This is a genomic window from Martinezella lusitana (assembly GCF_014207095.1).
In the GTDB taxonomy this organism is placed as follows: domain Bacteria; phylum Pseudomonadota; class Alphaproteobacteria; order Rhizobiales; family Rhizobiaceae; genus Rhizobium; species Rhizobium lusitanum_B.
Genome location: NZ_JACHBG010000001.1, coordinates 144,685 through 165,334, shown reverse-complemented (window position 1 = coordinate 165,334; position 20,650 = coordinate 144,685). Strand labels below are relative to the sequence as shown.

Annotated in this window: 25 protein-coding genes; 6 read left to right on the top strand and 19 right to left on the bottom strand. The window is 59.5% G+C overall.

The window, feature by feature from the left end:
- Positions 1 to 25: 25 nt before the first annotated feature.
- The 8 genes from GGD46_RS00800 to GGD46_RS00765 form a co-directional block, all read right to left on the bottom strand.
- Positions 26 to 577, bottom strand: coding sequence for a LemA family protein (locus GGD46_RS00800; protein ID WP_184700856.1), 552 nt, complete (start codon positions 575 to 577; stop codon positions 26 to 28).
- A gap of 304 nt (positions 578 to 881) precedes the next feature.
- Positions 882 to 1,841: a glycine--tRNA ligase subunit alpha gene (locus GGD46_RS00795; protein WP_047627810.1), complete on the bottom strand. Its 960-nt coding sequence runs from the start codon at positions 1,839 to 1,841 to the stop codon at positions 882 to 884.
- Between the two features lie 123 nt (positions 1,842 to 1,964).
- Complete coding sequence (locus GGD46_RS00790; protein WP_210325421.1) at positions 1,965 to 2,366, bottom strand: PIN domain-containing protein; 402 nt, start codon at positions 2,364 to 2,366, stop codon at positions 1,965 to 1,967.
- Positions 2,366 to 2,596, bottom strand: a complete 231-nt coding sequence (locus GGD46_RS00785) for an AbrB/MazE/SpoVT family DNA-binding domain-containing protein (protein ID WP_184700853.1) — start codon at positions 2,594 to 2,596, stop codon at positions 2,366 to 2,368. The genes GGD46_RS00790 and GGD46_RS00785 overlap by 1 nt, the downstream gene beginning before the upstream one ends.
- Before the next feature lie 63 nt (positions 2,597 to 2,659).
- Positions 2,660 to 2,851 carry a hypothetical protein gene (locus tag GGD46_RS00780; RefSeq protein WP_184700851.1) on the bottom strand — a complete coding sequence of 64 codons (192 nt, stop codon included), beginning with the start codon at positions 2,849 to 2,851 and terminating at the stop codon, positions 2,660 to 2,662.
- A 16-nt stretch (positions 2,852 to 2,867) separates the two neighbouring features.
- Positions 2,868 to 3,728 carry a S49 family peptidase gene (locus GGD46_RS00775; RefSeq protein ID WP_184700849.1) on the bottom strand — a complete coding sequence of 287 codons (861 nt, stop codon included), beginning with the start codon at positions 3,726 to 3,728 and terminating at the stop codon, positions 2,868 to 2,870.
- A gap of 107 nt (positions 3,729 to 3,835) precedes the next feature.
- Entirely contained in the window at positions 3,836 to 4,612 is a 777-nt protein-coding gene (locus GGD46_RS00770) for a tRNA1(Val) (adenine(37)-N6)-methyltransferase (RefSeq protein ID WP_184700847.1), read from the bottom strand.
- Between the two features lie 8 nt (positions 4,613 to 4,620).
- Entirely contained in the window at positions 4,621 to 4,851 is a 231-nt protein-coding gene (locus GGD46_RS00765; protein ID WP_184700845.1) for a DUF2007 domain-containing protein, read from the bottom strand.
- Positions 4,852 to 4,959: 108 nt separating this feature from the next.
- Between GGD46_RS00765 and GGD46_RS00760 the strand changes: the two genes are divergently transcribed.
- The 4 genes from GGD46_RS00760 (at position 4,960) to moaB (ending at position 9,421) form a co-directional block, all read left to right on the top strand.
- Entirely contained in the window at positions 4,960 to 5,976 is a 1,017-nt protein-coding gene (locus GGD46_RS00760) for a polyprenyl synthetase family protein (protein ID WP_184700843.1), read from the top strand.
- 123 nt (positions 5,977 to 6,099) lie between these two features.
- Complete coding sequence (locus GGD46_RS00755) at positions 6,100 to 7,953, top strand: tetratricopeptide repeat protein (protein WP_184700841.1); 1,854 nt, start codon at positions 6,100 to 6,102, stop codon at positions 7,951 to 7,953.
- 8 nt (positions 7,954 to 7,961) lie between these two features.
- On the top strand, positions 7,962 to 8,867 hold the full coding sequence (locus tag GGD46_RS00750; protein WP_184700839.1) for a 4-(cytidine 5'-diphospho)-2-C-methyl-D-erythritol kinase: 906 nt from the start codon (positions 7,962 to 7,964) through the stop codon (positions 8,865 to 8,867).
- On the top strand, positions 8,867 to 9,421 hold the full coding sequence (moaB, locus tag GGD46_RS00745) for a molybdenum cofactor biosynthesis protein B (RefSeq protein WP_184702189.1): 555 nt from the start codon (positions 8,867 to 8,869) through the stop codon (positions 9,419 to 9,421). Before GGD46_RS00750 ends, moaB begins: the two co-directional genes overlap by 1 nt.
- A 132-nt stretch (positions 9,422 to 9,553) precedes the next feature.
- Here the strand turns inward: moaB and GGD46_RS00740 are convergent, their stop codons facing one another.
- Together GGD46_RS00740 and GGD46_RS00735 are read right to left on the bottom strand one after the other, a co-directional pair.
- Entirely contained in the window at positions 9,554 to 9,868 is a 315-nt protein-coding gene (locus GGD46_RS00740) for a hypothetical protein (RefSeq protein ID WP_184700837.1), read from the bottom strand.
- A gap of 171 nt (positions 9,869 to 10,039) precedes the next feature.
- Positions 10,040 to 10,558, bottom strand: a complete 519-nt coding sequence (locus tag GGD46_RS00735) for a glycosyltransferase family 2 protein (RefSeq protein WP_184700835.1) — start codon at positions 10,556 to 10,558, stop codon at positions 10,040 to 10,042.
- 240 nt (positions 10,559 to 10,798) lie between these two features.
- Between GGD46_RS00735 and GGD46_RS00730 the strand changes: the two genes are divergently transcribed.
- Together GGD46_RS00730 and GGD46_RS00725 are read left to right on the top strand one after the other, a co-directional pair.
- Positions 10,799 to 11,956, top strand: coding sequence for a PA0069 family radical SAM protein (locus GGD46_RS00730; RefSeq protein WP_184700833.1), 1,158 nt, complete (start codon positions 10,799 to 10,801; stop codon positions 11,954 to 11,956).
- Positions 11,957 to 12,062: 106 nt separating this feature from the next.
- A complete protein-coding gene (locus GGD46_RS00725) occupies positions 12,063 to 12,722 on the top strand; it encodes a ribonuclease HII (protein ID WP_184702188.1) in 660 nt (219 codons plus the stop codon).
- A 22-nt stretch (positions 12,723 to 12,744) separates the two neighbouring features.
- Here the strand turns inward: GGD46_RS00725 and GGD46_RS00720 are convergent, their stop codons facing one another.
- From GGD46_RS00720 to GGD46_RS00680, 9 genes are all read right to left on the bottom strand, one after another.
- The gene (locus GGD46_RS00720) at positions 12,745 to 13,509 is read right to left on the bottom strand and encodes an aminoglycoside phosphotransferase family protein (protein ID WP_184700831.1); all 765 of its coding nucleotides are present in this window, start codon (positions 13,507 to 13,509) and stop codon (positions 12,745 to 12,747) included.
- A gap of 123 nt (positions 13,510 to 13,632) precedes the next feature.
- Entirely contained in the window at positions 13,633 to 14,121 is a 489-nt protein-coding gene (locus GGD46_RS00715) for a F0F1 ATP synthase subunit B (RefSeq protein WP_184700829.1), read from the bottom strand.
- Between the two features lie 3 nt (positions 14,122 to 14,124).
- Positions 14,125 to 14,718 carry a F0F1 ATP synthase subunit B gene (locus GGD46_RS00710; protein ID WP_184700827.1) on the bottom strand — a complete coding sequence of 198 codons (594 nt, stop codon included), beginning with the start codon at positions 14,716 to 14,718 and terminating at the stop codon, positions 14,125 to 14,127.
- A gap of 78 nt (positions 14,719 to 14,796) precedes the next feature.
- Positions 14,797 to 15,024 carry a F0F1 ATP synthase subunit C gene (locus tag GGD46_RS00705; protein WP_015338972.1) on the bottom strand — a complete coding sequence of 76 codons (228 nt, stop codon included), beginning with the start codon at positions 15,022 to 15,024 and terminating at the stop codon, positions 14,797 to 14,799.
- A gap of 66 nt (positions 15,025 to 15,090) precedes the next feature.
- Positions 15,091 to 15,843, bottom strand: a complete 753-nt coding sequence (locus GGD46_RS00700; RefSeq protein ID WP_184700825.1) for a F0F1 ATP synthase subunit A — start codon at positions 15,841 to 15,843, stop codon at positions 15,091 to 15,093.
- 78 nt (positions 15,844 to 15,921) lie between these two features.
- Positions 15,922 to 16,266 carry an AtpZ/AtpI family protein gene (locus GGD46_RS00695; protein WP_184700822.1) on the bottom strand — a complete coding sequence of 115 codons (345 nt, stop codon included), beginning with the start codon at positions 16,264 to 16,266 and terminating at the stop codon, positions 15,922 to 15,924.
- Positions 16,267 to 16,577: 311 nt separating this feature from the next.
- Positions 16,578 to 17,726, bottom strand: coding sequence for a cell wall hydrolase (locus GGD46_RS00690; RefSeq protein WP_184702186.1), 1,149 nt, complete (start codon positions 17,724 to 17,726; stop codon positions 16,578 to 16,580).
- 158 nt (positions 17,727 to 17,884) lie between these two features.
- Positions 17,885 to 18,616 (bottom strand): hypothetical protein, encoded by a 732-nt coding sequence (locus tag GGD46_RS00685; protein ID WP_184700820.1) that lies wholly within the window; start codon positions 18,614 to 18,616, stop codon positions 17,885 to 17,887.
- Between the two features lie 137 nt (positions 18,617 to 18,753).
- Positions 18,754 to 20,619 carry a potassium transporter Kup gene (locus GGD46_RS00680; protein ID WP_409527661.1) on the bottom strand — a complete coding sequence of 622 codons (1,866 nt, stop codon included), beginning with the start codon at positions 20,617 to 20,619 and terminating at the stop codon, positions 18,754 to 18,756.
- Positions 20,620 to 20,650: the final 31 nt, after the last annotated feature.

The following is a 20,650-nucleotide window of genomic DNA, read 5'->3' as shown; positions in this document are numbered from 1 at the left end:
GCATGAAAAACCGATAGCAAAAATCTCAGAACTTTACCGTGGGAACGGCGCGATCCGCTTCGTTGGTGATTTCGAAATAGGCTTTTTTGACGAAGCCGAAGAGGCCGGCGATGAGGTTGTTCGGGAAGGTCTCGACCTTGACGTTCAGATCGCGTGCAGCGCCATTGTAATAGCGACGAGACATCTGGATCTCGTTTTCCGTCTTCTCCAGCGACTGTTGCAGCTCGACGAAGCCCGTATTAGCCTTCAGATCCGGATAGGCTTCGGACACGGCCATCAGACGGCCAAGCGCCTGGCTGAGAATGCCTTCGGCCGCAGCACGGCCGGCGACATCGCCAGCTGGCACGGCTTGGGCAGCATTGCGCGCCTGGGTGACCTCGACCAGCGTCTTGTTCTCATGGCCGGCATAGCCTTTGACCGTCTCGACCAGATTGGGAATGAGATCGGCGCGGCGCTTCAACTGCACGTCGATGCCGGACCAAGCCTCTTCGGCGACCTGACGAGCGCGAACGAGCCCGTTATAGATAAAGACGACGTAGAGCGCGGCCAGAACTATGATCGCGAGAAGAATGAGCATCTGATATCCCCGTGGCGACTGCAACCATGGGGACACTACAGCATCGGCCCGAAAATCGGAATCGATTTTCGGAAGGCCTGATGCGTAGATTCAAAGACATTGAGCGCCGTGCTTCCTTTCGGAAACACGGCGCTCAAGGCAGATTTATGGGCAATGTCACCCGGCTTTCGTGGCCGCATAGGCTGCGGGATCGTCGCCAATGCGCGATCTCATAGAAATCTGCCTTCGGATTCTCCCGAGGTGCGCCTAGCGAACATTTGTTCTGGGGAGCGCGCGTCTCACGCACTCCAACCCAAATTCAGGCTCAGGCAGCCTGTTGGTTCCAGTTGACGCCGCCGGCATCGGTCAGCAGGAAGGCCTCGCCACAAGCCTTGGCCAGCGTGCGCACGCGCAGAATATAACTCTGGCGTTCCGTCACCGAAATGACGCCGCGGGCATCGAGCAGGTTGAATACGTGGCTCGCCTTGATGCACTGGTCGTAGGCCGGGAAGACGCACTTATGCAGGCGATGGTTTTCGCTGTCGCCAGGGGCGCCAGCTGCCAGCAATGCCTGGCATTCCTTCTCCGCATCGATGAAATGGCGATGCAGCATTTCCGTGTTGGCATATTCGAAATTATGCCGGGAATATTCCTGCTCGGCCTGCAGAAATACGTCGCCATAGGTGATCTTGTCTTCGCCTTCGAGGCCGTTGAAGTTCAGGTCATAGACGCTGTCGACACCCTGAACATAGGTTGCGAGACGCTCCAGACCATAGGTCAGCTCGCCGGCAACAGGCGCACACTCGATGCCGCAGACCTGCTGGAAATAAGTGAACTGTGAGACTTCCATGCCGTCGCACCAGCATTCCCAACCGAGACCCCATGCGCCGAGCGTCGGGCTTTCCCAGTCGTCCTCGACAAAGCGGATATCATGCAGAAGCGGATCGAGGCCGATCGCCTTCAGCGAGCCGAGATATAGCTCCTGCAGGTTCGGCGGATTGGGCTTCAGGATGACCTGGTACTGATAATAGTGCTGCAAGCGGTTCGGGTTTTCGCCATAGCGGCCGTCGGACGGGCGGCGCGACGGCTGGACATAGGCTGCACGCCACGGCTTGGGACCGAGCGAACGCAGCGTGGTGGCCGGATGGAACGTGCCGGCGCCGACTTCCATGTCGTATGGCTGCAGAACCGCGCAACCCTTGTCGGCCCAGTAATTGTGCAGCGTCAGGATCAGCGCCTGAAAGGAGCGCTTCGGGTTCATGTGGTCGGGCACGTTGGCAGTCATGGGAGCTGATTTCTTCTGCTAGCGAATTGTTTGGCGGACAGGTGCCACGGCGGGGCGAACGGGTCAAGTTTTTACTCTGCCGCGTGTAGGAGCAATGCTGGAGTTTGGTTCCGAAGAAGGCCCTCAGAATGGATTGATGACCGTCAACCGCTTCTCTACTATCAGGCCACCGTGCAAATCTTCCGAATAGAACCGCTCGCAGCCAGCCTCGATCGCCGCGGCTAACATAGTCGCATCATAGAAGGAAAGCTGATAACGCTGGGCAAGCTCCAACCCTGCGAATGTGATTTTCTCACTTACCGGAATGATGGTTCCCGACAAAGCAACGAGAGCATCAATTGCCTCGCGAATATCAGGCCAGGACATATTGAGCTTCTTGCGCGCGACATTGGCAAACTCGTTTAGCGCCTGCGCGCTGATAGCGAATGGCTGAGCTAAAAGCGTCTGCGCCTTTTCAGCCCGCTCCCCCTCCATAAAAGCGTAGAGAAGAACATTGGTGTCGAGAAAATCCAAAACAGGACGCATCAGCGGGAACTGGCGTCTTCGCGATCAAACTTCCAATCCTCGGGAAGTTTGAGCTTGAACGCTCTGATCTTTTCCATAGCTCGGCGCCGCCTGTCGTCACGTTCGATTTCAAAGGCATTTCCTTTGCCGATACGCACAACAATATCATCGCCTTCCTTCAGGTCGAGGGCATCAACAACCGCAGAAGGGATGCGGATAGCCAGACTATTTCCCCATTTTGCGACCTGCATGAGACACTCCGATGATATACGACAAGGAATGTATATCAAGAACTTTTGCGTGAAGCAATTTGGCTATTCATCCTCGCGCTTCACCCGGTATTCTCCGGTCTTCGGATCCTTGATCAGCGTTCCCATCGCGCCGGTGCGCCGCTCCGTTTCGGCGCGGCGGGATTTTTCGGCAAGCCGCTGTGCATCGCGGACGAAGCGCCGATACAAGAACCAGATGCCGCCGATGACGACGATGAAGAAGATGATCCGGGACATTACCCAGCGCTCCCGATTACAAACCGTACCGGCCCCACAATGCCTTTTCCTCTGCCGCTTCGGCAAGCCCGGCTGCAAGGCCAGCGCCAAGGCCGTCCATGCTGCCCAGCGAAATGCCCGGAGACTTGCGACCGAAAAGGCTGCGAGGCGTGGTGACCAGCGCAAGCTTGACCTTGTCGCCGAAGCGCTTCCTCAGCTCCTGGCGCATGTCGCCGAGACCATCGATGAGGCCAAGCTCAAGCCCGCGGCTGCCGGTCCAGAACAGGCCGGAGAACACCGTTCCGTCCGCCGAGAGCTTTCCGGTGCGCCGCTCCAGCACCATGTCGATGAAGACCTTATGGATCTCGAGCTGCAGGCTTTTCAGATACTCGATGTCCTTTTCCTTCTCGGGCTGGAAAGGATCGAGGATCGCCTTGTTCTCACCGGCGGTATAGACGCGGCGCTCGACGCCGATCTTTTTCAACAGTTCGGGAAAGCCGAAGCCGCCGGAGACGACGCCGATCGAGCCGACGATGGACGTGGCATCTGCAATGATCTCATCGCCTGCAAGCGCGATCATGTAGCCGCCGGATGCCGCGACATCCTCAACGAAGACTAGGACCTTCTTCTTCTTTTCGGCCGCAAGATCGCGGATGCGATTGTAGATCATGCGCGACTGGACCGGAGAGCCGCCCGGCGAATTGACGACGATGGCAACGGCCGGCGCTTCCTTCATGTCGAAGGCCCTTTCCAAAGCCTGTGCCACGCCCGCCAGATTAAGCGATTGCCGCAGCGGACCGCCGCCGGAAGAGATGACGCCGCTCAGACGGACGACTGGCACGATCACCCGCTCCTTGCGGAAGCGCTTCGGAAGCATGCGTCTCAAGAACTCAACCATTCGTCATCCCTGAATCATGATGTTTGCTGCCCGTGATGTATGCACGGAAACGGCAAACGCAACATTACGGATCGTATTTCATGCCCCGACCGCAACCGGTCGACAGACTAGCGGCGCGGATAGGGCGCGCGGCCGTTGTTCATATCATCGACGAAATCGGTGAATTTGTGTGTCCCCTCGCCATGCATGGTCAACGGCGCTCGCAACGCCAATCTCGCCCTCGATCCCTTGATTGCCGTCACCAGGATACGTACGGCGCTCTCGCCTTCGCGCGGATGGATCGGCGTGATCTCGATGCCGCCGAAGCGCCGGCCGCAGGCGGCGATGATCTCGCCGATCGATTCCGGCCGCGCGATCAGAGACAGCTGGCCACCGGGGATCATGATCGCACCTGCCGTGCGTATCCAGCGCTCGAACAGCCCCTCGGTCATAGCGTGCGCCTCGGCCTTCAACGCATCGGGCGTCAGCCGGTCGCTGGCATCGTTGAAAGGCGGGTTCATGATGACATGGTGGAAGCTGTCGTCGATCAGGCCCGCTTCGTTGCGACCCTTACCGGTCAGCGTCACATCGGCTTCGATCACCGAGATGCGATCGGCAAACCGCGCATTTTCCGGCAGCAGCAGGCTCTTGCGGGCGAACGCGGCCATATCGGGTGAGCGTTCGAACAATACCACCTCAGCCCGATCAAGCCGCGATGCGACTGCCATGCCTGCGGCCCCGGCACCTGCGCCGAGATCGGCAACCCTCACTGCCCGCTCATCGGCGACGAGCGCTGCAAGCAGCATCGCATCCATGCCAGAACGATGCCCCCTGCCCTTCGGCTGGACGATATGGAATGCACCGCGGTGGAAGGCGTCGATCGTTTCGGAGGGACTTTCGGCCATGGCGAACCTCAGCCGCGCGCCGAGCGCAGCTCGTCGCCGAGACCGGCATCGATGAGGATACGCCGAGCCTGATCGGCACGCTCCTCCTCCACCAGGAAACGGCGCGGCAGCATGCCGAGCGACCCCTCCAGGACGCTCATGGCCTGATCCGCAACGAAGCAATGAATCCCCGCATCCTTCATCAGACTCTGCGCAAACGAGAGCAGGACGGGATCGTTGGTGCGGATGAGTTCGTGCATAAGCCCTAGAATTCCTGTCAAATTTACGCGACGAGACAATTCGCCTCTTGCCGCTTGTTTCGCCCCTTCTTATTGTGCTTTGCAGAAAATGAACAGGAGTCCGGATCGTTGGGCGTCGTGATACCGCTGGAAGAAAGCAAGAATAAACTGGCATCCATCAAGCCTTTGGTGGATCTGACCAAGGCGGACATGGAACGCGTCAATCAGCTCATCCTGTCGAAAGCCGGCTCCGATGTTCAGATGATCCCCGAGGTTGCCGAGCATCTCATCTCCTCTGGCGGCAAGCGCCTGCGGCCGATGCTGACCATCGCTTCGGCAGCACTCTACAACTATCAGGGCGACAACCATATCAAGCTCGCGACCTCGGTCGAATTCCTGCACACGGCCACGCTGCTGCATGACGACGTGGTCGATGAAAGCGATCTGCGCCGCGGCCGCTCAACTGCCCGCATGATCTGGGGCAACCAGGCAAGCGTGCTGGTCGGTGACTTCCTGCTCGGTCAGGCCTTTCGCATGATGGTTGAGGTCGGCTCGCTCGACGCGCTCGACGTCCTGTCTTCCGCCGCCTGCGTCATCGCCGAGGGCGAAGTGCTGCAGCTTTCCGTTTCCAAGAATATGGAAACGACTGAAGACGATTATCTCTCGGTCATCCGCGCCAAGACCGCGGCGCTTTTCGCAGCTGCGGCCGAAGTCGGCCCGATCGTCGCCAATGCCGGCAAAGCAGAACGTAACGCGCTGAAGTCCTACGGCACCAATCTCGGCCTCGCTTTCCAGCTCGTCGACGACGCACTCGACTACGGCGGCAAGGCTGCCGATCTCGGCAAGAATGTCGGCGACGATTTCCGCGAGGGCAAGATCACCCTTCCGGTGATCCTCGCCTATCGCCGCGGCACCGAGAAGGAGCGCGCTTTCTGGCGTGACGCCATCGAAACCGGCAACAACAGCGATGAGAATCTCGAGAAGGCGCTCGGCCTCATCACGAAATACGGCGCGCTGGCCGACACCATCGCCCGTGCCGTCCATTACGGCACCATCGCCCGCGACGCTCTGGCACCTTTGCCGGAAACGCCATGGAAATCAGCACTTCTCGAAGTGATCGATTTCTGCATCGAACGCGTTAATTGATGGCGGCTGCCTGAATTTGTTGCAGGGCCGCTTCAAAAAAGCCATCCTGTTGTGAATCAGTTGACACGAATGCGTTATGCCGCCGGCGATTTCGCTGGCCGTCCCTCGATGAAAGGCTTTCTAATGCGGCAGAGACTTGCCATCCGTTTCCTCTCGGGCGTCGCCCTGGCAGCGGTCCTTTCGGTGTCCGCCCTGAGTGTCGCGCGGGCTGAGAACAAGCCGGCAAAGGCGGAGATCACCGCTCCTGTCGCCTTCGATCCGGATAATGTCGATACGTTCGCCGGTGCATTCCTTGCCGCTCGTACGGCCGATGTCGATCACGACTATGACACTGCTATCGCGCTCTACAAGAAAGCGCTGATGATCGACCCCGGCAATCCGGAAATCCGCCAGCGGTTGATGATCTCGCTGCTACTCAACGGCAATCTCGAAGAAGGCGTAAAATACGCCAACGAGCTGAAGAGCGATCCCTCGGTCGAGCGGGTCACCACGATCGTCCGCGGCATGGACGCCATCCGCCGCCACGAATATCGGTCGGCGCAGGAAATCCTCAAATATAGCGGTCCGAACGATCTCGACCGGATGATGACTAACTTGCTCTCCGCATGGGCCCGCGCCGGTTCCGGCCGCGGCAAGGAAGCGATCTCGTTGGTCGACAAGATGAAGGGACCGGACTGGTTCAACATCTTCAAGAACTATCATGCAGGCGCCATCGCCCTGTCGATCGGCGATATCAAATCCGCTCGCTCGCACCTGAACGACGCCATCCTCGACAAGACGGGCGGCGCGACGGCCCCGGACACCTTCATGCGCGCCGTCATGGCGCTTGCACGCCTCGAAGCCAAGGCTGGCGACAAGCAGAAGGCGCTCGATGCGATTTCGGTCGGCGACAATCTCGTCAGCAATTACGCGCCGCTCAATGCGCTGCGCGACAGCATCAGCAAGGGCGACACGCCCGACCAGCAGGTGACCAACGCCAGCGAAGGTGCGGCCGCCGTGCTCTTCACCGTCGGGGCTGCACTGAACCGCGACGGCGCCGAGGATGTCGTCTCACTCTACCTGCAGATCGCCAATGCCCTCGACCCGAATGCTGCCGACACGCTGGTTCTGCTCGGCGGGCTTGCCGAGAAGCAGGATCAGACCGATCGTGCCATCGCCTTCTATAAGAAGGTGCCCGATAATTCGCCGATGGCCCGCATCTCGGAGCTGCAGCTGGGCCTCGCCCTCGCCCAGGCCGGCAAGATCGACGACGCGCGCAAGCATCTGAAAGCGCTGATCGATTCCGATCCGAACGATATCCGCAGCTACCTCGCCTATGGCAGCGTCCTTTCCGATGCCAAGGACTTCCAGGCCATGGCTGAAACCTATGACAAGGCCGTGCAGATCATCGGCCCTGTGCCGAAGCGCAGCGACTGGGCCGTGTTCTTCCAGCGCGGCATTGCCTATGAGCGGCTGAAGAAGTGGCCGGAGGCAGAGCCGAATTTCAAGAAGGCTCTTGAGCTCAACCCCGATCAGCCGCAGGTGCTGAACTATCTCGGCTATTCCTGGGTCGACATGAACATGAACCTCGACCAGGGTCTGAACATGATCAAGAAGGCGGTCGAGCTGAAGCCGGATGACGGCTATATCGTCGATTCGCTTGGCTGGGCCTATTTCCGCCTCAGCCGTTTCGACGATTCGGTGAACGAACTGGAGCGGGCAGCGCAGCTCAAGGCCGGTGATCCCACGATCAACGATCACCTCGGCGACGCTTACTGGCGCGTCAACCGCAAGCTGGAGGCGGTCTATCAGTGGAACCGCGCTCTCGCTTCGAAGCCGGAAGAAGCCGACATTCCGAAGATCAAGGAAAAGATCGAGAAGGGCCTGCCTGTCCTCGATAACGACCCGAAGACGGTCGACAAGAGCAAGCAGCCCGATCCAGCACCGCCGCCGGCTCCGGATTCGAGCGCGCCGGCTCCGGTCGATAAGAAGTCATAAGACTTCCCATGAACGCGATCTTGGCAGCGGGCGATTTCGACCTCACGGAGGAGGCGCCCGCAAAGATCAATCTTGCGCTGCATGTCACCGGCCGCCGCGCCGACGGTTATCACCTGCTCGATATGCTTGTCAGTTTCACGCGCCATGGCGATCGCCTTGGCTTTCGTGCAAGCGAGCATGACGCATTCAGTCTTTCCGGACGCTTCGGCCCGCTTCTTGCTGTGGATGCCGAGGCCGGCGACAATCTCGTGCTCAAGGCGCGTGACCTGCTCCGACAGGCCGCCGGCCGCGAAACCCCTGCAGTTCATATCCATCTGGAGAAGAACCTGCCGATCGCCTCGGGTATCGGTGGCGGCTCGGCGGATGCTGCTGCGACGCTGCGTGGGCTGATGCGGCTGTGGCGGCTCTCGCTGCCGCAAGAGACCATGAAGACCATCGCCTTGAAGCTCGGCGCCGATGTGCCGATGTGCCTTGCAAGCCAGCCGCTGGTGGCGCGCGGCATCGGTGAGGCAACTGAGCTGCTGCCGGCGTTTCCCTCTTTTTCCTTGGTACTCGGCAACCCACTCGTCGGCGTGTCGACACCAGACGTATTCCGCCAATTGTCCCGCAAGGATAATCCGCCGCTCTTGTTTTCATCGCAGCTGCCGCAGGGACAAAGCGAGTGGATCGACACCATCAAGACTTTGCGGAACGATCTGGAACCGCCGGCGCGCTCGATCTGCGCCGGGATTTCAGTGCTGTCCGGTTTGATCGAAAGCCAGTCTCCGATCGTGACGCGCATGTCCGGCTCGGGCGCAACGTGCTTCGGCATCTTTGCCGATCTCGCGCAGGCGACGGAAGCTGCCGCCTCGCTTCACAGGCAGCGGCCGGACTGGTATTTCCAGGTGACGGAAACGATCGCGGGAGAAGTATGATGGCCGCTTCAATCAACGAAAGATCCTTCATTCCCGTTGGCATCGCTGTGTTGACCGTCTCTGATACGCGCACGCTCGCCGACGACAAGTCAGGCGATATGCTGGTCGCACGTATCGCTGACGCCGGTCACAGGCTTGCGGCCCGCGCCATCGTGCCCGACGACAAGGAACGCATCCGCGCGCAGGTGGAAGCCTGGACAAAGGACGACGCGGTCGATGTCGTGATCACCACCGGCGGCACGGGCTTTACCGGCCGCGATGTCACGCCCGAGGCGCTGGAGCCGCTGTTCGAAAAACGCATGGATGGTTTCTCCGAGGTCTTCCACCGCATCTCCTACGACAAGATCGGCACGGCAACGATCCAGTCGCGGGCAACAGGCGGCGTTGCCAACGCCACCTTCATCTTCGTGCTGCCGGGTTCTCCCGGTGCCTGCAAGGATGCTTGGGACGGCATACTGAAGGCGCAGCTCGATTACCGGCATATGCCCTGCAATTTTGTGGAGATTATGCCGCGCCTTGACGAGCATCTGAAGCGCGGTGCCGGTTCCAAATAGGTAGGTCGCGCAAAGGTGTCGAGCGGGCTTGCAAAAACGACACGCGACATCAAAAACCTACAGCCCGACAGGAGAACCCGAGAGATTGCGAAACGCTGCAGGCCTTGGTCGATCACAATGCCTTTCGGAATATCAGGTCTTCTGGCCCGGCAAGACAGGAATTGATTCCCAACTCTCGCCGTTGAGGATAATGCAGCTGCGGCCGGAAACGTCGCTGAGCATCAGTGTCCAGTTACCGCTGTCGGCGGTGTAGACTTCGAGGATCGTGCTGGTGTCGAGCTTGCCGACGGCCGAGAGCTTCTCGGAGAGGTGATCGCTGAGAAAGCCGACGAGATCTACTCGCTTGGCACAGGCGAGCATCGCCTGGGAAGCGCCTAAGCCGGGATAAAAGATCGCTGCTGCCACAAGGGCCATCGCCGTGAAGCGGGTGAGCATCGTGCGTTTCATAACGCACCTCCTTTCGCCGGCATGCCGGCGGACGAGGAGTGCTGCGCTAGCCTGTTCCGCCGCATATCGGCATCATGATGGTCGGCCGCCCCACGCGACACGCGAAAGGTGCCGCCACTTGGGGAATTATCGCAGCTATTTGCAGCTTTTCAAATGGAATCGCGAATCGGGCTAGCGAGCGGCGCGCGCTACCCAGGACGGGATGAGCTCGCTGGAGAGGCGCCGGCTCTTCTGCCCTTCGGCAAATTCCGCCAGCCGCATGCCATTTCTAGCCGTTGCAATGGCTTGCGGCTTGGATAAGAGCCAGCCCAGCTCCAAGGGAGCTTTGGCGCGGCCAATGCGTTGCAGAAAAGGTCGGCGATAACCGCGCGATGCCGTAAAGCGCGCCGGAACCTTATTCAGCGAGACGTATTCCGCAATCTCATCTATCCAGCCCGCTTGCGGCCGGGCACCGGGCTCGACGAGCAGCAGCCATTCGCCACGTGCCGAACGCAATATATCGTTAATATCCCACTGCGAATAGAAACGGCAGCCTGCAGCATCCGCCACCCGCGAAGTACCGTCCTGCGAGCCGTGATCGAGCACGACGACATCGCAGACGAGGCCTTCGATCGCCCCCTGCACCAAGGCTGCCAATGTCTGCGCCAGCTCAGGTTCCTGATCCTGGCATTCGATGATGACTGTCAACATTGCCCATTTATAGAGCGGCGCACAATTTATTGCCAGCGCCTAACCCTCGCGTCCGAGTGTTTAAGAAATGCGAGATAATCGCGCTCCAAATCTCCTCGCGATCGCATCGGGAGCCTCGAACGAACGGGGATGATAACGGCGACTTCACATTTTTGTTCTTGCATTGTTCTCATTTGTCGGATAGGAATTTAATCACCTTAGACGCGGCATGCAGCGCCATGAACCGCCCTGGAGCCACCGATGAACGAGCAGTCCCTCGCAGGGCAGGCCGCATTCGCGCCTGCCAATACGCCAGACATTGCCAACGCTCTGATCGCCGATGCCGGCCTCAGGGTCGACGTCGAGCGCCGGCGCGGGCGCGGCGCGGGCCTGAACCCGAACGGCCGCTTCGAGAAGCAGCAGCGCGAGACCTTCGACGACGGCTGGCAGACGCTGGAAGAGCTCCCGCCCTTCAAGACAGAGGTGCAGGTCGAGAAGCCGCGCACCGCCATCACCCGCAATGAATCGCCCGATATCCCCTTCGATCGCTCCATCAACCCCTATCGCGGCTGCGAGCATGGCTGCATCTACTGCTTTGCCCGCCCGACCCACGCCTATATGGGCCTATCGGCAGGGCTGGATTTCGAAGCGAAACTGTTTGCCAAGCCAGACGCAGCCAAGCTTCTGGAACGCGAGCTGGCAAAGCCAGGCTATAGGCCTCGGGTCATCGCCATTGGCACCAATACGGATCCGTACCAGCCGATCGAAAAGGAATGGCGGATCATGCGCCAGATCCTCGAAGTGCTGAACCGCGCGAACCATCCGGTCGCGATCGTCACCAAGTCGGCGCTGGTGATGCGCGATATCGACATTCTGAAGGAGATGGCCGCCAAGAACCTAGTTCGCGTCGGTCTCTCAGTGACGACGCTCGACCGGAAACTGGCGCGCACCATGGAGCCGCGTGCAGCCACGCCAACACGCCGGCTGGAGGCGATCCAGGCGCTGAGCGAAGCCGGCGTCCGCACCTCGGTCATGGTGGCGCCGATCATCCCGGCCCTCAATGATCACGAGATCGAACGTATTCTCGAAGCTGGCAAGGCGGCCGGCGCGCAGGAGGCGAGCTACGTCATTCTGCGGCTGCCGCTGGAGGTGAGCCCGCTATTCCGCGACTGGCTGCTGCAGCACTACCCGGATCGTTATCGCCACGTCATGTCGCTGATCCGCTCGATGCGCGGCGGCAAGGATTATGACGCCGATTTCGGCAAACGCATGAAGGGCGCCGGACCCTATGCCTGGCAGATCAGCCGGCGCTTCGAGATGGCGACGCGGCGGCTTGAGCTGACCCGGCGCAACATCGCATTGCGCGACGACCTGTTCGTGCCGCCCGACGGCAGCGGCGTGCAATTGTCGTTGCTCTGATGCTTCCTCGCGGGTTGTCCCTGTACCCGCCGGAAAAGCCCCCTGGTTCGCCGCTCTGATCCACCGGGGGCTTGCAGGAGATCGGGTGGTGTGCGAGCTTCGCCGCATGCCACGTAGCACATCATCCGATTCTCCCATGCTTTTCGACGATGGGCCCATCGTTCCGTCCTTCGAGCTGGAACTGATCGCCCGGCGCGCCGGGCACTGGCCGGTTGCCGGTGCAGACGAAGTTGGCCGCGGACCGCTCGCGGGACCGGTCGTCGCTGCCGCCGTCATTCTCGATCCCGAACGTATCCCCGAAGGGCTGAATGATTCCAAGCAGTTGACCGCGGCCAGACGGGAAAGACTGTTTGTCGAAATTCTGGCAACTGCGACGGTTTCCATCGCCTCATCAAGTGCAACGCGCATCGATGCTACAGATATTCGCAAGGCGAGCCTCGATGCGATGCGCCGCGCTATTTGCGGCCTAGCCGTGCCGGCAAGCTATGTGCTGACCGATGGCCTCGATGTGCCGGCCGGCCTCAGCTGCCCGGGAAAGGCCGTGGTCAAGGGCGATGCGCGCTCCTTCTCGATCGCAGCCGCTTCGATTGTCGCCAAGGTCACGCGCGACCGGATGATGGCGCGTGCGGGCAGCGTCTTTCCCGCCTACGGCTTCGCTGCCCATGCCGGTTACGGTACTGCGCAGCATCGCGCCGGCATCGAACAGCATGGCCCCTGCCCTCTGCATCGCATGAGCTTCCGCCCGCTGAGGAAAGACGTGGTCTGAGGCGACCGAGATAGTTCACCCCTCAATCAACAAGCCCAGCGGTGATCTCCAAAGACCATTTCAGCACATAGGCTATGTCGTGGCGATAGATGCGATCGTGACCATCCTGCAAGTTCCGGCGATAACGCTCGACGCCGCGTGAAGCCTCGTGCTCCATGAAAGCAAGCAATGCTTCCAGCCTTGCAACGATGGTTTCCGGAATGAGGTGGCGGGCGTCAATCGACATTCCATACGCATCGACAAACATGCGTGCACGCCTAATCTGATCGTCCAACCTGCCCAGGCCTTCCACCTCAACATCCGAAGACAGCGGTGCCCACCGGTAGATGGCATAGGCGATATCCCAGGAGCGCGGGCCTGGATGAGCGGCCTCAAAGTCGATGATACCAGTCACTTCACCATCGTTCAGAAGGACGTTGTAAGGCGCGAAATCTCCATGACAGATGATCTCAGCAGGCTCTCTGGAGGATAGTTGCCATACGAGCTCCCTCTCAAGACAAGGCAGGAGCAGCGCGGAGCAATCGTGATAATGGCGAAGAAGAGAGGCTGCGGATCGCAGGGCCTTTTCGGTGCGCATTTCGCGACTGCTATCGAGATCACCCGTTGCGCCGGGCAGATAGCTCACCCTCTCCCAGACAGCATCAAAGCTGATCGGCGCGGGCGCCGCGGTAAAGCCATGTTCGGGTAAGGCCGCCAATAAAGCGTGTATGTTCGGCGTCCACGGACACGCCTGCCGCAGGACAGTGTCGCCATCGCGAAGCGGCCCTTGATCGTGCGATGTTTGCATCTGCCTCCCCTTCCCGTGAAACGATCTAGACGTGCATGGTAACGCTAGTCAAACGGCGGAAAGTGAGATGAAAACAAAAAACCCCGCCGAGGCGGGGTTTTCGAAGTGCAATCTCTCACACGCTCAGTTCAGTTTGGTCTTCACTTCATTGACTGCGTCATTGAAGAGACCTGCCTGAACGCTTCCGCCGGCCTTGTTTGCAAGCACGGTTTCAGCGGCGGCAATCGCCAGGTCAACGGCAGCGGAGCGAACCGCCTTCATTGCATCGGCTTCAGCCTGCTTGATCTTCTGCTCGGACAGAGCCGTACGGTTGGCGACGAATTCCTCCGTCTTCTTCCGGGCTTCCGTCGTCAGCATCTCGGCTTCGCGCTCGGCAGCGGCAACGATATTCGCTGCGTCTGCTTCGGCTTCCTTACGCTTGCGCTGATATTCGGCCAGCAGATGCTGAGCCTCTTCGCGCAGACGCTTGGCTTCGGCCAGTTCGTTGCGGATCTGATCGGCGCGGTCGTCCAGCGACTTTGCCATCATGCCCGGAACTTTCAGGTAAACGATCAGAGCGAGGAAGATGAGAAGGCCGACAAACGCGAAGAAAGTATTGTCTAAAGCGAACATCGATCAACCCTCCTGCTTGGCGGACGCGGCGGCCACAGCGGACGCGACGTCGGCTTTGCCGGCGACATTGCCAACCAGCTGCTCGACGACAGCACCGGCCGTCTCTTCGGCAATCGCGCCTACATCGCCAAAGGCTTTCGCCTTAATCTCTGCGATACGGGCTTCGGCAGCCTTGAGCTTTTCGGCCAGGCTTGCTTCGATCGCCTTGCGATCTTCCTCAGCCTTGACTTTTGCAGCATCGCGGGCGCTGGCACCGATGGTGTTCGCCTTGGCGCGAGCTGCAGCCAGATCGGCTTCATAGGTCGCGACGGCAGCGTCGGCTTCGGCCTTCAGACGCGAAGCTTCCTCGATATCCTGGGCGATCCGGTCATGCCGGCTTTCCAGAATGCCGCCAACACGCGGGATGACGATCTTCTGCATGGCCACGTAGAAGATGACGAAGGTGATCACCAGCCAAAGCAGCTGTGACGGATAGGTCGTATGGTCGAACGGCGGGAATACGCCGCCGTGATGGCCTTCATTCGGCGCACCCGTTTCCGTGTGCACCGCTCCGGCGGCCGGCGGTGCTTCGTCAGCATATGCCGGGGTCACAAACATGCTCACCTCCAGGTGGTCTGCAAATACAAAGAATCACGGCTCGCTAACCGCGAACCGTGATCTATGACGCCGCTGATATCAGACGGCGAAGAGCAGGAGGAGAGCGACGAGCAGCGAGAAGATGCCCAGAGCTTCCGTAACGGCGAAGCCGAATACCAGACGGCCGAACTGGCTGTCAGCAGCCGACGGGTTGCGCAGTGCGCCGGACAGGTAGCTGCCGAAGATATTGCCGAGGCCGAGAGCCGTGCCGGCCATACCAAAGCAAGCCAAACCTGCGCCGATGAACTTTGCTGCTTCCGCGTCCATGTTGAACTCCTTTGAAATGGTTGTGCGGTGAATGACTGACGCCGTTAGACGCCAATGTCTTTATCCTTAGTGGCCACCCGGATGGATTGCGTCATTGAGGTACATGCAAGTCAGTACCGCGAAGACGTAAGCCTGAAGGAAGGCGACAAGGAACTCGAGACCGGTGATGGCGACGGTCATGATGAGAGGAAGGATAGCGCCACCGATGCCGACTGCGCCGAGAGCTCCGAGCGAGGCAACGAAGCCTGCGAACACCTTGAGCGTGATATGGCCAGCCAGCATGTTGGCGAAGAGACGAACGGAGAGCGAAATCGGGCGGGAGAGGAACGAGATAATCTCGATGATCACCACCAGCGGCAGAAGGATGCCGGGAACGCCGTGCGGTACGAAGAGCTTCAGGAAGCCGAAACCGTGCTTGATGAAGCCGTAGAGAATGACCGTAAGGATAACCAGCAGCGCCAGCGCGAAGGTAACGATGATCTGGCTGGTAACGGTATAGAAGTAAGGAACGAGACCGAGCAGGTTCGCCGTCAGGACGAACATGAAGAGCGAGAAGACAAGCGGGAAGAACTTCATCCCCTTCGTTCCCGCCCCCTCTTTCAGCATGGAGGCAATGAACTCATATGCCATTTCCGCGACTGACTGGGAGCGGCTCGGGATGACGCCGCGCGGTGCTGCGGCGAAATACAGGAAGCCGGCGGAAAGCACGGCGGAGGCAACCATGAACAGCGAAGCGTTGGTGAACGAAAAATCAATTCCACCGATGTCGATCGGGATAATCTTGAAGATCAGGAACTGATGGGTAGGATCGTTTGCCACCGCTTGTTCTCTTTCATTTTCCCGCTCCACCGAGCGGATGCCTCTTATTTGGAAGCAGCGACATAGCGCCGCCTCCGCTCATTTCTTGTCAGGCCTACGTTCATCGAGCATAGGCGTCGCCACCCTGCCTGCAGACCGCAGCACATTCAGTACGCCAGCGCAAAATCCGAGAAGCAGCAGAATAATCATGCCCCACGGCGCTGTACCAATAAAACGGTCGAAGACGTAGCCCAGAACGGCGCCAACGATGATTGCGGCTATGAACTCGCTGGAAAGCTTCATCGCCTGAGCGTAGCCCTTGCGGCTCACCTCGGCGCGAACCTCCCCGTGTTCACCCTCTCTCATCTCGGAGCGCTTGTTTGCCAGTTCGGCCCCCAGTTGCGCTCGTCGCTGCTCCAGACCTTCGTCGCGGTCATCCGCCATGGTGGTATCCTCCCTGTTCTCGTTGCGCGTTATCCCATTACCCCGGTCAACGCGTAAACGAACAGCAGGTTTCGCCACCTTTCGGCCCGTTTTGAAGTCGCGCGCAACATAGTTTTAGGAAAAAGCATAGTCAAGGCGTAGACGTCATCTGTCCAGCCATAAATTAGCCTAATTAAATCATGAGCTTAAACAGAAAAAGCCGTGCCGGGTGAAAACTGAGCCGAAGAATCCTCTTCAGCCCAGGCTTTCCTGTGGCCTTTTTGCAGGTGATCGCACGCTTTCGTTCGGCGAGAACACCCGAACCGGGCTCCTCAGCTCCAGCCGCCGCCATAGGTCCTATAGAAGATGTGCATCCCTATACGACCGACCTTCACCATTTCGGCGGCCCAGCTCGGACGGACATAGACCGCATGATAATGAGTGGCGGAGCCGACTTCCGGCAGCCAGATCTTGCCGGCGGTCACCGCCATGGCGACCTGACGGGCAATGCGCCAGTGCTCCGGCGAGTTCACTCGCTCCTTGACGTTGTCGCAGGCGAAGGAAAACTGGCAGGCATTGTGCCAATCCTCGTTCTGGTAGACGACGCCGCAGATGGTCTTGGGATAAGCCGGATTGCGAACTCGGTTGAGGATGACCTGGGCGACGGCCGCCTGCCCCTTCACGGATTCGCCGCGCGCTTCGAAATAGATGCCGGTCGCCAGGCACTGCTGTTCATCCGAAGAGAATACTGATGGCGGCAGGACGTTTGCGGCCCAGGAGTGATCCTTCGGTCCGATCTGCGGCACGAAACGCCCTTCGCCGTCCTGATCCTTGGCAAGGATGCTGTCGAACGGCGATGTGCGGGCATAGTCCGGCGCCGGCGATGCGTAAGCGGCGGCCAAGACGTCGGCTTTCTGATTGGTGACGAGGTTTGCAAGATAGGTCGGCACACTGTCATCCGGCTTTACCGGCTGCTTCTTGTAGAAGGCAGTGGCAATCTGGATTTCCTTGCCGCCGAGTTTCGGCTTCAGGAAAGCGGTGCGCTCGCCGGTATCGGATTGCGGGCGGAGCAGCATGCTTTCACGCTGCAGCACCGAGCCGGCGGAAAAATCCTTCGGCGGCTGCATCGGCGCGACGGCAACCACGCGGCTCTTCTTCGCCCGCCTGTTGACGCGCTCTTCATCCGGGCGCGGGTCGCTACCTTTCTGCTCGGACTGGAAGGCGATCCGGCGACCATCGGGCAACACCAGACCACCGTCGCCGACGGCGGTGGCGGCTTTCGCATCTCCGAAGGCAAGCTCAGCCTGGTGCGTGGAACCGGCCGGTGACGCGGTCATCACCATGCGCCAGTTGGCCCCTTCCCGATCGATGCCCGCGAGCAGGCCGGCAAGATCGCCATAGGCGGCCTGTGCTGGAAAGATGAGCCAGGCGCAAAGTCCGAAGACAGCTGGCGACGTCCAGTTCTCCGGCAGGAACCGCATTTTTCGGCTGATATAACGCGAACGAGACAACACCGGACTCCAAACGGCACTCGACACCAGGAGCCGGAATAATCTCCCATTAACCTTGATGGATGGTTAATTCGGATGGTTACGTGTTGCCAACGTGGCGGGCGTGCTCAAGCTGGCGCCCCGGAGAATTACGTGAAGACCTTGAGTAGCTCCGCCCCGGGTGAAGGCCCAATGTGCTCGGCCTCCATATACCTGCGTGTTAGCAAGACTGCTACATATGTCCAGCCGACGGCCTGAAAGGCGTTGGCCGCCAAAGCCAACAAAATGGCATAGATGTTTAGATGACCATCCACAATCAGCTCCACGCTGCTGAAGGACATCTCAACCATAGCTGCTATGAACGTGGCAACGAGAGGCATGGCTAGGCCCAGGAGCACCAGAAGCACCGTCGAAGGGAAGCGCGCCAAACCTCTTCGTAGAGCATCTCCCATGGTCGCATTCGTGCCCTGAATTTTTGCCGGTAGCCAAGTTCCCAAGAGCGAAAGAATAATGGAGAACGTTGCTATATATGCGAGCGTCGCCCAAATCACGATATATGCTTTACTCGAGCCATCTCCGCGCAAAAGCAATATCAAGGCGGGTACCATCAGTATAAACGCCAGCAGGGCGAGCACGAAACTCCTGAACATGTACCCGCCAAACGGAAGCTTATTGCCTCTGGTTGCCGTCGTGAAATTCTGGCCTCGAAGAACGGAGTTCTGCACATTCATAACCAACAGGGCCGATAGAAAGAATATCACGCTCGTTGCTGTCGATTTCTTGGAATATTCGTCGAAGACGGCGACAGCGACCGAACCTATGATGAACATCGCATAGAACGCCGGATTGCTACGCATGGTGGATAAGGTCTGCTTGAGCATTCTCGATGTCCCCCTCCGAAAGCAGCGAGCTATTCACTTTTAAATTGAATATCATCACACTCTACTTGCGCAATAGAAAAGCAAAAGGCCTGGCGGATATCCGCCAGGCCTTTCGAGAAGCAATGACCGCGTGTGCGTTAGATGATGACGTGCGAGCCGAGTTCCACCACGCGATTGGCCGGCAGGCGGAAGTAATCCGAGGGGTCGGTCGCGGCGTTGGCGAGTGCGATGTAAAGTCGGTCCTGCCAATGCGGCATGCCCGACTTCGCATCCGGCACCAGCTTGCGGCGACCGAGATAGAAGGAGGTCGACATGATGTCGAACTTCAGACCGGTCTTGCGCAAGGTCGCCAAAGCCTGCGAGACGTTCTGCGATTCCATGAAGCCGAAGCGCAGCTCGACGCGCGAGAAGCGGTCGGAAACCTTTTCGACAGAATAACGCTCTTCCTGGGCGACGCGCGGCTTGTTGGTGGTGCGGATCGTCAGGATGACGTTCTTGTCGTGCAGGACGTGATTGTGCTTCAGGTTGTGCAGCAGTGCGGCGGGTGCCGATTCCGGATCGCTCGTCAGGAAGATCGCCGTGCCCGGCACATGCGCGGGCGAATGATCGCTCTTGCGCTCGATCGAGCTGACGAAGGACGACAGCGGGATATCGGTGTGCCGCGTCTTTTCCATCAGGATTCTCGTGCCGCGGCGCCAGGTCCACATGATGACAGTGAATGCCGTTGCAATCGTAACCGGAACATAGCCGCCGTCGTGGATCTTCAGAAGGTTGGCGCCGAGGAAGACGAATTCCAGCAGCAGCAGCGGCGTCAGCACGGCGGCAGCCATCGGCAACGACCAGTTCCAGCGAACGCGGACGAACTCGAAGGCCATGATCGAGGTGACGACCATCGCGCCGGTGACCGAAATACCGTAAGCAGTTGCCAACGCGTCCGAGGTCTTGAAGCTCAGCACCAGGAAAATGACGCCGAAGAACAGCACGGTGTTGACCGACGGCAGGAAGATCTGGCCGGTATTGGTCTCGGAAGTAAACAGGATTTCCATGCGCGGCAGGAAACCGAGATGGATGGCCTGCCGTGTCAGCGAGAAGGCACCTGTGATCACGGCCTGGCTGGCGATGATCGTCGCGAGCGTCGCGAGAATAACGACAGGCAGGATCGCCCAATGCGGATACATCAAGAAGAACGGGTCGGACATGGCCTCCGGATTGTGCAGAACCAGCGCCCCTTGGCCGAAATAGTTTAGCGTCAGCGACGGGAAGACCAGCACAAACCAGGCCCACTGGATCGGGCGGCGGCCGAAATGGCCGAGGTCGGCGTAGAGCGCTTCGGCACCGGTTACGGTCAGGAATACGGCACCGAGCACGACGACGCCGAGAAAGCCTTCGCGCAGCAGGAAGCTGATCGCATACCAGGGATTGAGCGCCGCCAGAATGCTGTAATCATCGGAAATGTGCATGATGCCGGCAAGGCCCATCACGATGAACCAGATGGCGGTGATCGGGCCGAAGAAACGGGCGACGGCGCCGGTGCCATGCGATTGGATCGCGAAAAGCAACGCCATGATCGCGACCGATATGGGCACGATGTAATCGGACAGTTGCGGCGTGACGAGCTTCAGACCTTCGACCGCCGAAAGAACCGAAAGCGCCGGCGTGATCATCGCGTCGCCAAGGAAAAGCGCCGCGCCCAGCAGGCCGAGCAACATCAGAATGGCGGTGTGGCCATTCGCCGTCTTCATCAACAGGGCAAGCAGCGACAGCGTGCCGCCTTCGCCGTCATTGTCCGCACGGAGCAGAAAAAGGACATATTTGATGGTGACGATGATGGTCAGCGTCCAGAACATCAGCGAAATGACGCTGATGACTTCGCCGCGCGTCAGCCCATCTGCAGCGACCGGTTTCAAAGCTTCGCGAAAGGCGTAGAGCGGGCTCGTACCGATATCGCCATAGACCACGCCGATCGAACCGAGCGCGAGGTAGGCAAGCTTACGAGCGTCCATTTTCCCGTCGGGAGAATGATGGGTTTCGTTA

What these genes read in the sequence shown, in the direction of transcription:
- GGD46_RS00800 (WP_184700856.1), bottom strand. Translation starts at nt 577, where the DNA reads ATGCTCATTCTTCTCGCGATCATAGTTCTGGCCGCGCTCTACGTCGTC.
- GGD46_RS00795 (WP_047627810.1), bottom strand. Translation starts at nt 1,841, where the DNA reads ATGACTGCCAACGTGCCCGACCACATGAACCCGAAGCGCTCCTTTCAG.
- GGD46_RS00790 (WP_210325421.1), bottom strand. Translation starts at nt 2,366, where the DNA reads ATGCGTCCTGTTTTGGATTTTCTCGACACCAATGTTCTTCTCTACGCT.
- GGD46_RS00785 (WP_184700853.1), bottom strand. Translation starts at nt 2,596, where the DNA reads ATGCAGGTCGCAAAATGGGGAAATAGTCTGGCTATCCGCATCCCTTCT.
- GGD46_RS00780 (WP_184700851.1), bottom strand. Translation starts at nt 2,851, where the DNA reads ATGTCCCGGATCATCTTCTTCATCGTCGTCATCGGCGGCATCTGGTTC.
- GGD46_RS00775 (WP_184700849.1), bottom strand. Translation starts at nt 3,728, where the DNA reads ATGGTTGAGTTCTTGAGACGCATGCTTCCGAAGCGCTTCCGCAAGGAG.
- GGD46_RS00770 (WP_184700847.1), bottom strand. Translation starts at nt 4,612, where the DNA reads ATGGCCGAAAGTCCCTCCGAAACGATCGACGCCTTCCACCGCGGTGCA.
- GGD46_RS00765 (WP_184700845.1), bottom strand. Translation starts at nt 4,851, where the DNA reads ATGCACGAACTCATCCGCACCAACGATCCCGTCCTGCTCTCGTTTGCG.
- GGD46_RS00755 (WP_184700841.1), top strand. Translation starts at nt 6,100, where the DNA reads ATGCGGCAGAGACTTGCCATCCGTTTCCTCTCGGGCGTCGCCCTGGCA.
- GGD46_RS00750 (WP_184700839.1), top strand. Translation starts at nt 7,962, where the DNA reads ATGAACGCGATCTTGGCAGCGGGCGATTTCGACCTCACGGAGGAGGCG.
- moaB (WP_184702189.1), top strand. Translation starts at nt 8,867, where the DNA reads ATGGCCGCTTCAATCAACGAAAGATCCTTCATTCCCGTTGGCATCGCT.
- GGD46_RS00740 (WP_184700837.1), bottom strand. Translation starts at nt 9,868, where the DNA reads ATGAAACGCACGATGCTCACCCGCTTCACGGCGATGGCCCTTGTGGCA.
- GGD46_RS00735 (WP_184700835.1), bottom strand. Translation starts at nt 10,558, where the DNA reads ATGTTGACAGTCATCATCGAATGCCAGGATCAGGAACCTGAGCTGGCG.
- GGD46_RS00730 (WP_184700833.1), top strand. Translation starts at nt 10,799, where the DNA reads ATGAACGAGCAGTCCCTCGCAGGGCAGGCCGCATTCGCGCCTGCCAAT.
- GGD46_RS00725 (WP_184702188.1), top strand. Translation starts at nt 12,063, where the DNA reads ATGCCACGTAGCACATCATCCGATTCTCCCATGCTTTTCGACGATGGG.
- GGD46_RS00720 (WP_184700831.1), bottom strand. Translation starts at nt 13,509, where the DNA reads ATGCAAACATCGCACGATCAAGGGCCGCTTCGCGATGGCGACACTGTC.
- GGD46_RS00715 (WP_184700829.1), bottom strand. Translation starts at nt 14,121, where the DNA reads ATGTTCGCTTTAGACAATACTTTCTTCGCGTTTGTCGGCCTTCTCATC.
- GGD46_RS00710 (WP_184700827.1), bottom strand. Translation starts at nt 14,718, where the DNA reads ATGTTTGTGACCCCGGCATATGCTGACGAAGCACCGCCGGCCGCCGGA.
- GGD46_RS00705 (WP_015338972.1), bottom strand. Translation starts at nt 15,024, where the DNA reads ATGGACGCGGAAGCAGCAAAGTTCATCGGCGCAGGTTTGGCTTGCTTT.
- GGD46_RS00695 (WP_184700822.1), bottom strand. Translation starts at nt 16,266, where the DNA reads ATGGCGGATGACCGCGACGAAGGTCTGGAGCAGCGACGAGCGCAACTG.
- GGD46_RS00690 (WP_184702186.1), bottom strand. Translation starts at nt 17,726, where the DNA reads ATGCGGTTCCTGCCGGAGAACTGGACGTCGCCAGCTGTCTTCGGACTT.
- GGD46_RS00685 (WP_184700820.1), bottom strand. Translation starts at nt 18,616, where the DNA reads ATGCTCAAGCAGACCTTATCCACCATGCGTAGCAATCCGGCGTTCTAT.
- GGD46_RS00680 (WP_409527661.1), bottom strand. Translation starts at nt 20,619, where the DNA reads ATGGACGCTCGTAAGCTTGCCTACCTCGCGCTCGGTTCGATCGGCGTG.